Here is a 12,992-nt window from a genome sequence, read left to right as displayed (position 1 = left end):
GACTTGATAAAGTGAAGTTGAATGCTTTAGGCACATATGATTGTGCCACGTTTTTGACTTATGTTAAAAAACAAACACAAATACTTCGTTTTAAAGCCAAAGAGGACATCAATGAATAATGAATTTAATCATATAACAGTATTAAAGAAAGAAACGATACAAAATATTTTTCCTTCTGAAAAACTTTTGAATTTATTAAAAACAAATAAAACATATAAATTAAATATTGTAGATGCTACTTTGGGTGGTGGTGGTCATGCTGAATATTTAATTCATTTATTCGTTAATGATCCTATATTTAATAATTTTGAACTGAATTTTATTGGCTTTGATCAAGATATAAATGCACTAAACTTTACTGAAAAAAAATTTAAAGATGTTCAATTGAAGTATAAAAATATTCATTTACATTTCGAAAATGAAAATTTTAAAAATTTGGCACAAATTTGGCAAACAAAATTTCCTGGTGAAAAAATTCACGGCTTGTATGCCGATTTTGGTGTTAGTTCTCCACAACTAGATATTGGCAAAAGAGGTTTTTCTTTAATTCATGATGGCCCTATTGATATGCGCATGAATCCCAATGATAATTTAACCGCTAAAAACATTTTAGAAGAATATTCCGAATTAGAATTAACTCGTATCTTTTTTGAATATGGCGAAGAACCTAAATCAAGAAAACTTGCTAAAGCAATTGTGCAGGATAGAAAAATTGAGAAAATACCTCTTCATAGTACAATTCAGCTTGCTGAATATATAAAAAGAGTACTTGCCTATCCAAATAGCAGAGTACACCCAGCCACGAGAGCATTCCAAGCATTAAGGATTGAAGTAAACAAAGAATTAGAATCTATAAATTATCTTCTTCAAGAAATCCCTGAGCTTATTCATACTCATGGAAAAGTAGGCTTTATCTCATTTCATTCCCTGGAAGACAGACTAATCAAACATGCTATGAGAAATTGGCAAAAAGGAAAGAAAGCACACGAAAAACAAAATGAAAAAAAAGAATTTAATATCCCCTTGCATCTTCAACTTCATTTAGAAGAAAATCATAATAAAGGTTTTGGCAAAGAAATACCGCGTGGAGGCATAACCGCCTCCGATGAGGAATGCCAAATGAACAATCGCTCTCGATCCGCAAGACTTCGTTGTTTTGAGTTCTCAAGAGAAACAGGGGGCTAACATGCTAAAATTTTTAAAAGGATTTGATGCAATCATTGCAATTATTTTTTTAACGATTATTGTTGGTATAATAGTTATTACAATGAGATCTAAAACTTATTCTGTTGGTTATGAAATTGCTGCTTTAAAGTCTAAGGAAAAAATACTTAGACAAAGACAAGTAGAGCTGCAATCTGAATTAGCTGCAACAGAAAGAAATGTTAGAGACAATTTGCTTGCCCAAAAAGATCCTTCAGGCAAGCTTAATAAGTATGTTTTACCAGATCCAAAACGTGTATTAAGAGCAGAAAAAGGGTTACATTAAATAAAAAGGTAACAAAAGTGGGAAATAAAATAAATTTACAAGTTAATTTATTAGTTAAATTTAAAAATTATTTTGACCCAAAACAAAACAAAAAATTACCTAATTATAAGTTTCGAGCCCAAACAATGGGAATCATTTATTGCATTTTTTTAAGTATTATTCTTGTAAGATATGCATGGATAACTTTTTTTCCTACTCCACTAAGAACAAAATTAATAGCAACTGGAACAAGACAATTTGAAACTAATTTAACTTTAGCACAACCAAGAGCTACAATTACAGATAGAAATGGAAGAGTTTTAGCTGTTAGCATATCTAGACCAAGTATTTATCTTTTAACACACAAAATGCCTGAAGAAATTAGCACTTTAAAAAAAGTTTCCGAACAAATTCATTTTCCATTAGATACATTAATTTCTTATAAAGATGATAAAAGAAATTTTATTTGGCTCAAAAGACAAATGAATCAAAGCGAGTTTATTAAAATTGGAAATCTAAAAAAATGGCAAGAATTTATTGGCGTTGTTGATGAACCTAAAAGAGTTTATCCAGAAAAAGATCTAGCGGCACAATTAATTGGATTTGTTGGTTCTGAAGGTAACGGACTTGAAGGCATTGAAAAAATATATAATTCAAGACTAAATATCAAACCAATTAAATCAGAAGTAATGAAAGATGCAAGAGGCAGACTTGTTATGGTTACACCAAATGATGCCTCTAAACCAGATCAAAAAGCCCCAAATTTAACTCTATCAATAGATTTATCCATTCAAGAATTCACTCAAAATGCTCTTAAAGATGGAGTTCTTAAAGCAAAAGCAAAAGGCGGTAGCGCTATCGTTATGGATGTTAAAACGGGTGAAATATTATCAATGGCAAGTTATCCATCATATGACTTAAATAACCCACCTGAAAATGACCCCGCATCTAGACGCTTACGCCCTGTAATGGATGCAATTGAACTTGGCTCAGTTGTTAAACCAATGTGGATTTCTAAAGCACTTGATCTTCAAGTCATTACGCCTGAAACAAAAGTTTATGCAGAAAATGGCCAAATGTCATTACCAGGTGGTATCATTCATGACACTCATGAACATGGATGGATTACTCCTGAAGAAATATTAAAAGTAAGTAGCAATATAGGTGCTTATAAAGTTGTACAAAAAATAGGTCGTGAAAACTTTTATGACTCATTAATGAAAATTGGTTTTGGAAGACAACCTGGCACAGGACTTCCTGGCGAATGGTCTGGTAGAATAAAAGCATTAAATACTTGGAGAGAAATGAATTTTGCAAATATGGCTTTTGGCCAAGGTTTTGCAATTTCTCCTTTGCAGTTAGTGCATGGATTATCCATTATTGTTGGTGGCGGCATTGATCATGGAGTTAATTTAATTGCAGTTGACGAAAAAAGACAAAAAAATTTTGTAGGCCCTCCTTTAAAATATATTTCCCAAAAGACAAGCTTACTCATTTCTAAAATGATGGAATCCGTTGTTGAAGAAGAAGGAGGAACAGGATCTCCTGCTCGAATTCCAGGTGTTCTTGTTTCTGGAAAAACAGGAACAGCTCAAATTTGGTCATCAAAAGAACACTCTTATTCTGGCAGAACTGCTGTTTTTGAGGGAGTCATTCCTTCTGACGATCCAAAATTAGCTATTGTAGTTGTTATTGATGAAGCTGGAATTAGACCTGCTTATGGGGGGCCTCTTGCTGGCCCTGTTTTTGCGGAAATTGGGAAAAAAACAGTTCAATATTTAAATTCTCAAGGAATTTTTGATGTCAAACCATATGAAAATGCATATTTAAAAAGAAATAAGCCTAATATAATTAATAATAATAAACCACAAAGCGCAGCTATGACAAACAATCATAACGAAACAGATACAAAAAAGGAACAATGATTTAAAATGTCTTTTAATTATAAAATAGAAATACCTAGATGTACTTTAGAAAATGCAATTTATGTTTTAAAAAATGAGGATTTATTAGTAAATGATATTGCCATTAATAATAAGTTAGAATCACCTCTAGATATAATTATAAACTCTAATGAACTTAAAAAATTTAAAGTTAATGAAGATTTATTAAAAGAAGAATCATTTATATATATAGCTAGAGTTGGAAAAAAATTTGATGGCCATAGCTTAATAGAAAAAATATTGAGTTCTAAGAACTATTTTATTGGAAATGAAGAAAATGTATTAGATTTAGCAAAAAAAAACAATTATTCTGAAGATTTGTTGTTAAAAATCATAAATAATCCTTATTTTATTAAAGTAAAAAATACAGAAAAATCAATTAATTTATTATTTGAAAAATGTTATCAAATAAATAATGAACATTTTAATACAATAGCTGTAACAGGAACAAACGGAAAAACTTCTGTGGTTCAATTATGTTCTCAAATTTTTGAACTTTTAACAGCAAAAAGTTGCTTACGCATAGGCACATTAGGATTACAAATTGGCGAGTATAGCATGGAATCTTCACATGTTACAACTCCTGACTATCCAGCTTTATTGAGTATAATAAATTTATGCAAAAAAAATAATATTGATAAAATAGTTATGGAAGCAACTTCACATGGATTGCTTGAAAAAAGATTAGGCAACTGGAAAGTAAATACCGCTATTTTTACAAATTTAACTCAAGATCATTTAGACTATCACGGAACAATGGAAAACTATAGGAATGCTAAATTAAAATTATTTGATGAATATTTAAACGAAAGCGGTTGTGCTATTATTTGTACTAATAATTTTGATTGGGAGTTTTTTGCTAAACATGCAGCTAGAAATAAAAGAACATTAATTGGTGTTGGAAACGAAAATATTTCAAAATCTTTTTTTTCTACATTTAAGAATTTGTATAAATCGTTATTATATTTATCTATTACAGATCAAAAATCATCTTTAAAAGGAATTTCTGGAACTTTAATTCTTAAAGATTGTCATAAAATTATAGAATCGGAATATTTTAGCGCTCCTATTATAGGAAATTTTCAATTTGACAATATCATGTGTTCAATAGCTGCTATGATTAACGATGGCTTTAAAATTAGTGAAATTTCAAAAAAACTTGCAAATATAAAAAACATCCCAGGAAGACTAGAAATTATAAAACATAAAACTGAAATTGATAATAAATTTCCGACAGTTCTTGTTGATTATGCTCATTCACCAGATGCTTTGGAAAAAGCGATATTAGTTTGTAAAAACATACTTTCATTAGAAGGAAGAGGAAAACTAATAACAGTATTTGGCTGTGGTGGTGACAGAGATAAAACAAAAAGACCTATCATGGGTAAAATTGCTTCAACCTTATCAGATAAAGTTATTGTTACTTCTGATAATCCAAGAAAAGAAGATCCTGGCAAAATTATTGACGATATTTTTACTGGTATCAATTCCAATTATAATTGCTTTAGAGAGAGCGACCGCAAAAAAGCAATTGAGTTTGCAATCCAATCTGCTGAACAATTTGATCTCATTCTTGTTGCAGGAAAAGGTCATGAGGATTATCAAATTATTGGTGAAACAAAATACCCATTTTCTGATTCACAAATTGCTTTATCCATATTAAGTAAGGAGAATTAAAAAGAATGCTTTATTTACTTATCATGAAACTCATAATGATCAACCCTAAGCTTTCTGGTTTAAAAGCATTCTCTTACTTATCTAGCCGCGCAATATTAGCTTTAATAACTAGTATCATTGTTTCAATGATATTATATCCTAAAGCAATTCGATTATTAAGATCTTTAAAAGCAGGACAACCCATACGAGAACTTGGATTAGAAGAACAAATGCTAAAAAAAGGGACTCCAACAATGGGTGGAGTTGTAATAATATTTGCAACTTTATTCAGTGTCATTTTATGGATGGATGTTACAAATAGACATTTTTTTACCTTATTAATTATAACTGTTGGCTATGGATTTATTGGATTTTTGGATGATTATTTAAAAATATCTAAAAAAAATACAGATGGTTTATCAAGCAAAAAGAAAATGTTAGGTCTTTTATTTTTTGGAACTTTAGCTGTTATTTGGCATTTGTGGTCATCATTTCATGTTCTAAATCCAAATGCATATACATTAAATCCTACTTCGGTAAATATTCCTTTCTTTAAAAATCTTATTATAAATTTGGGTATTTTTTACGCCCCTTTTGCAATATTAGTAATAGTAGGTTCAAGTAATGCTGTTAACTTAACAGATGGATTAGACGGCCTAGCGATTGGTCCGGTAATTACATGTGCATTAACTCTAACAATTTTAAGTTATGTAACTGGAAACGTAATTGTATCCAAATATCTTTTATATCATTCCATCCCAGGATCTGGAGAAATAAGTGTATTTCTTTCCGCACTCATTGGAGCATCAATAGGATTCCTTTGGTACAATACATTTCCAGCACAAATTTTTATGGGTGATTCTGGTGCTCTTGCTTTAGGTGGAATTCTTGGAACAGTTGCTATTATTACTGGTCATGAAATTTTACTTGTTTTAATGGGTGGTATTTTTGTTGCTGAAGCATTAAGTGTGATTATTCAAGTTGCTTCATTTAAAACAAGAGGCAAAAGAGTTTTTAGAATGGCGCCTGTTCATCACCATTATCAAAAAAAAGGATGGCCAGAACAAAAGATAACAGTAAGAATTTGGATTATAAGTTTTATACTTGCTCTTTTAAGTATATTAACTCTTAAATTAAGATAATAGGTAATATAATATGAATTTAGGCCAAAATATTAAAGAAATTCATTTTTTTATTGCAGGAGCAGCAAAAAGTGGAATTTCAGCTGCCAAAATATTAAAAAAAAATGGCGCACATGTTTTTATTACCGAAGAAAATAAAATATCTGATAATTTAAAAATTGAGTTAGATAATTTAAAAATACCATACGAAGAAAATGGCCATTCTTTTGAAAAATTAAAATCTCAATGCGATATTTTAATTTTATCTCCCGGTATTCCTTTAAATAAAGATATTTCAATATTTTGTAAAAAGAATTCTATTCCGATCGTCAGCGAAATTGAATTTGCATCTTGGTTTATGAATTCTAAATCAATTTCAGTTGGAATTACTGGTACAAATGGAAAAAGCACAACAGTAAATTATTTATCGCAATTATTCTCCAATACAAAATACCATTCTAAAGCATGTGGCAATATTGGTATCTCAGTTTCACAAACTTTATTAGAACATCCAAATACAAATTTATTTTCTATTGAATTTAGTAGCTATCAACTAGAAACAACTTATTCTATAAGACCAATGTGTACATCATTATTAAATTTACAAAATGATCATTTAGGTCGCTACGAAAACATGGATGAATATTTAAAAGCAAAATGGAGACTTGTATTACTTACAGATGATCTTGGGATAACTATTATTGATAAAAACATAATGAATCATGTTATAAAATTAGGATTAAGTTTACCAAAATCGAGAATTATTTTAATAGATGAAATAAAAAATACTATTGAAAATAAAGTCAATGAGAAAAAATATACCGACTTCATATATGAAAAAATTGAGAATGGAAAAACATTACCAAATGCAATTTATCAAGAACTGAAAGATTTAAATTTTGATGAAGTTATGTTGCGTAGTCAGTTTGAATATGCCTATGCAAAATATAACGATAATGGCTCAATTAATATCAATTTAAATCTAAAAAACTCAACTAAAAATTGGATAATTGAAAATCCCTGCTTACCAGGAAAACACAACATGATGAATATATTATGCGCCAGCATAATAGCAAACTATTTAGGTGTTCCTGATATTCATATTCTTAAACAATGGGAAGAAAATTCATCATTATATAAGCATTTACCGCATAGACTCGAAAAAATATCTTTAAAATGGAATTTATATTTAGATAATAATTTAAAAACTAAAAACATCCTAATTATAAATGACTCAAAAGCTACTAACGTAGAAAGCACTTTAGTTGCTTTACATTCTTTTCAAAACCCTATTCGATTATTAATTGGCGGTGAACCAAAAGGAGATGATTATTCACCAATAGGTGAACTAATCAATAATAATTTAATAAAAATTTATCCATTTGGAAAAGCCTCAAGTATAATTCAAGAACACTTAAAAAATTATAATAATAAAATTGCCGAATCATCTCCAAATATGTTAGCTGCAGCCAACTTAGCACTAAATGACGCAACAGATAATGAAATTATTTTATTGTCTCCAGCTTGTAGTAGTTTTGATGAATTCAAAAATTTTGAACACCGTGGCGATGTATTTCGCGAATGGGCTTTATCTCATTTAAAGGATAACTAAAAGTGAAATTATCAGAAAAAGAAATAATTGATAAAAACAAATTAAATGATGAAAATCTAGAAACTATTCTTGATACTCCTAAGCCAAGTACTTGGATTACATATGGCGGGAATGTTTTATGGGTTCCCGTAATTGCTTTAACAGGTTTTGGAATTTTATTTGTTTATAGTTCTTCTTCTGTATATTCTTCACAGCACTTTGGCACAGAATTTTATTATGCAAAAAGACAGACAATATACTTAATTCCGGCTATTATTGCTGCAATAATTGGAGCAAAAATCTCTTTTGATAATTTTTATAAATATATTAAATATTTATTTTTTGCTTTTGTTATTTTAACTTTTGCAACACATGTTCCTCATATTGGTAAGACGGTTTCAGGCGCTTCAAGGTGGATATCAATTGGCCCGCTTCCTGCAATTCAGCCATCTGAATTTCTTAAAATCTTTACTATTATGTTTATGACTTGGATTTTAACTTCAAAGTCAGGTGAAATTATAAAAAATGAACCCAAAAGATTATCAAATATTATAGAATTTTTAACTTTATTTTTAGCCCCTATTGCTATCATTTCACAAAAAGATTTTGGATCTACTGTTGTTGTTATTTCAGGAGCTGTCGCAATTTTATTTATGAACGGTTTACCTAAAAGATATTTTGCAGGTATTTTTGGAGTTATTATATCAGGATTAACAACAGCAATTTTAATTGAACCTTACCGAATATCACGAATTATGACTTTTTTAGACCCTTTTAAAGACCCGCTTGGTTCTGGCTTCCAAGTAATTCAAAGCTTTGTTGCTGTTGCTAATGGTGGTTTGTTTGGGAGAGGAATAGGTGAAAGTCAACAAAAATTATTTTTCTTACCCGAAGCTCACACCGATTTTATTTTAGCAGTGATTACTGAAGAAATGGGTTTTATAGGAATACTTGTCTTAACTATATTATACTCAGTTTTATATTATGCTATTCTTCGTTTAGTTATTTATGGAAGTTCGCATAGAGATAGACTCTTAGCTACTGGCGCATTTGCCATGTTGGTAACAACTACAATAATTAACATGGGCGTTGTTGCTGGTGCTCTTCCAAATAAAGGTTTACCACTTCCATTTATTTCCAATGGAGGAACTGCTTTAGTTGCTAACTTTTTTATTATTGGCCTTTTATCTCAGATTTCTAGAAGAATATACACTCAAAATAATAATTAAATTTAAGGTATAGAAAATATGTTTAATGCAATTAAAAGAATTCATTTTGTAGGAATTGGTGGAAGCGGAATGTCAGGCATAGCTGAAGTCCTACTAAATTCAGGTTATCATATTTCAGGAAGTGATATAAAAAAATCTCAAATTACAGATAAACTAGAAAAACTAGGTGCAAAAATATTTATTGGACACAATTCTGAAAATATAAAAAACACCCAAGTTCTCGTTGTTAGTAGTGCAATAAATAAACATAATCCAGAAATAATTGAAGCTCAAAACAGTAGAATTCCAATCATTCATAGAAGCGAAATGCTAAGTGAATTGATGCGAATGAAATATGGAGTCATTGTTGCTGGTACTCATGGAAAAACAACAACAACAAGTATCTTAGCTTCTGCATTAAATGATGTAGGACTTGATCCTACGGTCGTTATAGGTGGAAAAATAAATTCATTTGAAAGTAATGCAAAACTTGGAAAGGGCGATCTTTTTGTAGCTGAAGCTGATGAAAGTGATGGTAGTTTTGTAAGGTTAACACCAACAATTGCAATTATAACAAACATAGATAGAGATCATCTTGATCACTATGATAACCTCGAAGATATTGTTAAAGCTTTCGAGACTTTTTTAGATAAAGTTCCTTTTTATGGTGCTGTTTGTGCTTGCATTGACGATCCTATTGTACAACTTATTTTGCCAAAAATAAGAAGAAAACTTGTTACATATGGATTAAGACAAGATGCTGATATCACTATTTCAGATAAAGTAACAGATGGAATGACAACCACCTATACTCCACGAATTTATGGAAAAACATATTCAAAAGTTAAATTAAAAATGCCTGGTTCTTACAATCTTTCAAATTCTCTTGCTACATTTGCTGTTGCTTCACTTCTTGAACTTGATATTGAAAAAATATGTGCATCTATCTCAAAATTTGAGGGTGTTCAACATCGTTATACCATTTTAGGTGAAGTAAATAAAATATTAATTGTTGATGACTACGCACATAACCCGAAAAAAATTGAAACTGTATTAAAAGGAACAAAAGAAAGTTTCCCCGAAAGAGAAATCATTGCTATTTTTCAGCCTCATCGTTATTCTAGAATGAAACACCAAATGGATGAGTTTGCAAAATGTTTTCAAGACGCCGATAATGTTGTTATTACGCCAATTTATTCTGCTGGTGAACAAGAGATTTCGGGAATAAATACTTCAACTATTGCTCATCAAATAAAATTAAATAGCTTCAATAATGCATCTAATTCTACTCATATATCAGAAAATCTAAATGATGCTGTTATTAAGGCCCATAATATAATAAAATCAATAGATCTAAATAAAGGCGCAGTTGTTTTAACCTTAGGCGCCGGGGACGTAAGACAAGCAGGAAATATGCTATTGGAGAAATTAAAACTTGAATGTAAGTAAGAAGCAAAGAAAAGTAAATTTGCTAGCCTCCCAAAAGCTAGACTTAAGGAGCCGCAAAGGGACAAAAAAAACAAAAAAAACGGCATCTACAAAATGGTATATAATTGTTTTACTTCATTTATATATTTCTATGAAAAAAATAATTCAGGTAGTATATCATTTTTTTAAAAGCAAACCCAAATTTACTTATATTCTTTCTCTTCTCACTATTTCTATCATTTGTATTAAATCAGGCGTTTATTTTGTAGATATTTATAGTGAAAAAATATTGCCTACACAAGTTCAAATTGAGACTGATAATAAAGCGATCACAAATGAACTTTATATTGAAATAAGTAAAGAAATTGAAAAATCTAGACAAAATAAAGAAAAGCGTTCCGATTTTATTGCTAAAATAAATTCCATATTATCCTCTACAGACTTAATTGATCAGTATTGGATTCGTTTAGGTTTAGATGGAAAATTACAAATTAATGCAATAATGCAAATTCCAATTTTGCTCATTGAAGCAAAAAATGGAGAACGTTATGTAATTAGCAATAATATGAAAATTATAGCAAAAAATCCTCTTCCAAATGAGTATACCTCATTGCTTAAATTGGATGCTCCCGAATTAAAAATCAATTGGAAATCAAAAAATACAAACATTAAAATTAAAAAAAATAAAAAATTAGATAATAATAATTTAAATGAGACCAATACACCTGTAAATTTTATATGGCTTTTGACCCAAACAAAGTTCATTAATTCTGAAATGCTGAAGCTTGGAAAGGGATACTCTCTATCAAAAATATCTTGGGACTCAAATACAGGTTTTACACTTAAAATAAATCGAAACAATTCTTTATTAAATAATAAAATTCCAGATAAAAACACAGAAAAACCCAAAACAGATTCACAAAATAATTCAACTTTAGAAAAGCAAGATAGTGATTATTTAATTGCCCTAGTTGGTGAAAATAATATTAAAGATAAATTAGAAAGACTGAAAATAATTCTAAAAGAATTAGGTAATAAAAATATTTTACCAAATAAGGTTGATCTTGACTTTACAGATAAGGCAAGCTTTAAGATTCAAGGCGCTACTTCAAAATTATCTCAATAGGGATTTTTAAATCTTGCTAATGACTTTTATTTTTTGATTGTGTAAGTTTAAAGAGAGCGCGTTCACAAAATGCTTTTTAAACATTTTGCATGCAAAGTTAAATTGACATGAAAACATCTCTAAATAAAAATATTTGTATTTCCCTTTCGCTAGGCTCAACTCATACAAGCCTAATTGCGGCAAGCTATGAAAATAAACCTCCATTAGCTCAGCAAGATGATCATTTTCAAAATGACAAAGATTCATCCCGAATTCAAATTTTAGGGGCTGCAAGAATAAATAATAATGGCTCTATTAAAAAAGGAGTTGTTTCAAGTATTGACGCTGTAACCGCTTCCATTCTTGAAACAATTGATGAAGTTGAACGCCAATCTGGTGTTGAAATTGATTCCATACGCGCATGTATTGCAGGAACGGCAGCTCAATTCGATAATCACGTTGAAACCTGCTCAATCAAAGGTGAAGAAATTAGAGCATCAGATCTCGAACGAGTTTCAACCGCGGTTCGAAATCAAAAACCTCCAATGGGTTATGATTTTATTCATATGATACCTAGTTCTTATTCCGTAGATGGAAAACACGGTATTCAAAACCCAATTGGTATGCAAGGAACGTCTTTATCAATAATGCACCACCGCGTTTTTTATCCTCAAGCTGACCTTCATAATATTGTAAGAGCATGCAACAATGCAGGCATAAGAGTTCAAAGTTTTGCATTTGAACCATTGGCTGCCGCAGAGGGTGTTTTAACAAAAGATGAAAAAGAATTTGGGTGTATTTCATTATCAATTGGTGCTCATTTAACACATGCTGCAGTGTATTTAGGAAATATTCCAGTATATTCTAAAGAATATCCAATTGGATCACACCACATTACAAAAGATCTTTCTATTGGTTTAAGAACAACACAAGCCGAAGCGGAAAGAGTTAAAAAAGAATTAGGAAAAGCAATTGAATTTTCTACAAAAGATGCAAATGAAAAAATTGAAATTTGTAGTATTGATGGAAATACTTCTCGCTACGTAACTAGAAAAGAAATTAATCAAATAATTGAACCACGAGTAAGAGAAATTTTAAACACAATTTATACTGATTTAAGAAGATCAAAACTAATTACCAAAACTTCAAAAGGAATTGTTTTATCCGGAGGCGGTGCACTTCTAAGTGGTATGGCTTTAGCTACTGAAGAAATTTTTTCTTTGCATGCGCGTGTTGGAATGCCAATAAATATTACTGGTGCAACTGAAGGACTTAAATCACCAATTTGGGCTTCTAGTGTTGGTACATTATCAACTCTTTTTGCAACAATTCATGGTGAAAACTCAGCATTCCAAACAGAAGAATCTAAAAGAATTGGATCTTTCGCAACAAAAATATGGCATAAACTGAAAGAACCATTTGCTTCTAGATAATTATTAATACTAAAATGATAAGAAACACGGAGGATTTTA

General features: G+C 30.1%; 10 protein-coding genes. All 10 read left to right on the top strand.

Annotated features, from left to right (window positions below):
- Nucleotides 1-111 precede the first annotated feature (111 nt).
- On the top strand, nucleotides 112-1,185 hold the full coding sequence (rsmH, locus tag GCL60_RS08790; RefSeq protein ID WP_161998144.1) for a 16S rRNA (cytosine(1402)-N(4))-methyltransferase RsmH: 1,074 nt from the start codon (nucleotides 112-114) through the stop codon (nucleotides 1,183-1,185).
- A gap of 1 nt (nucleotide 1,186) precedes the next feature.
- Nucleotides 1,187-1,489: a hypothetical protein gene (locus GCL60_RS08785; protein WP_153420280.1), complete on the top strand. Its 303-nt coding sequence runs from the start codon at nucleotides 1,187-1,189 to the stop codon at nucleotides 1,487-1,489.
- Nucleotides 1,490-1,506: 17 nt separating this feature from the next.
- On the top strand, nucleotides 1,507-3,393 hold the full coding sequence (locus GCL60_RS08780; protein ID WP_153420279.1) for a peptidoglycan D,D-transpeptidase FtsI family protein: 1,887 nt from the start codon (nucleotides 1,507-1,509) through the stop codon (nucleotides 3,391-3,393).
- Between the two features lie 6 nt (nucleotides 3,394-3,399).
- Nucleotides 3,400-5,088 (top strand): UDP-N-acetylmuramoyl-L-alanyl-D-glutamate--2,6-diaminopimelate ligase, encoded by a 1,689-nt coding sequence (locus GCL60_RS08775; protein WP_153420278.1) that lies wholly within the window; start codon nucleotides 3,400-3,402, stop codon nucleotides 5,086-5,088.
- Nucleotides 5,089-5,093: 5 nt separating this feature from the next.
- The gene (mraY, locus tag GCL60_RS08770) at nucleotides 5,094-6,209 is read left to right on the top strand and encodes a phospho-N-acetylmuramoyl-pentapeptide-transferase (protein ID WP_153420277.1); all 1,116 of its coding nucleotides are present in this window, start codon (nucleotides 5,094-5,096) and stop codon (nucleotides 6,207-6,209) included.
- Nucleotides 6,210-6,222: 13 nt separating this feature from the next.
- Nucleotides 6,223-7,800, top strand: coding sequence for a UDP-N-acetylmuramoyl-L-alanine--D-glutamate ligase (gene murD, locus GCL60_RS08765; RefSeq protein ID WP_153420276.1), 1,578 nt, complete (start codon nucleotides 6,223-6,225; stop codon nucleotides 7,798-7,800).
- Nucleotides 7,801-7,802: 2 nt separating this feature from the next.
- Complete coding sequence (ftsW, locus tag GCL60_RS08760) at nucleotides 7,803-9,008, top strand: putative lipid II flippase FtsW (RefSeq protein ID WP_153420275.1); 1,206 nt, start codon at nucleotides 7,803-7,805, stop codon at nucleotides 9,006-9,008.
- An 18-nt stretch (nucleotides 9,009-9,026) separates the two neighbouring features.
- Nucleotides 9,027-10,436 carry a UDP-N-acetylmuramate--L-alanine ligase gene (gene murC / locus GCL60_RS08755; protein WP_153420274.1) on the top strand — a complete coding sequence of 470 codons (1,410 nt, stop codon included), beginning with the start codon at nucleotides 9,027-9,029 and terminating at the stop codon, nucleotides 10,434-10,436.
- Nucleotides 10,423-11,541, top strand: a complete 1,119-nt coding sequence (locus GCL60_RS08750) for a hypothetical protein (protein ID WP_153420273.1) — start codon at nucleotides 10,423-10,425, stop codon at nucleotides 11,539-11,541. Before murC ends, GCL60_RS08750 begins: the two co-directional genes overlap by 14 nt.
- A 107-nt stretch (nucleotides 11,542-11,648) precedes the next feature.
- Nucleotides 11,649-12,953, top strand: a complete 1,305-nt coding sequence (gene ftsA, locus GCL60_RS08745; protein WP_153420272.1) for a cell division protein FtsA — start codon at nucleotides 11,649-11,651, stop codon at nucleotides 12,951-12,953.
- Nucleotides 12,954-12,992 lie beyond the last annotated feature (39 nt).

The organism is Silvanigrella paludirubra (assembly GCF_009208775.1).
In the GTDB taxonomy this organism is placed as follows: Bacteria; Bdellovibrionota_B; Oligoflexia; order Silvanigrellales; family Silvanigrellaceae; genus Silvanigrella; species Silvanigrella paludirubra.
The sequence above is the reverse complement of the archived record's forward strand: the minus strand, read 5'-3'. Positions and strand labels throughout refer to the sequence as shown.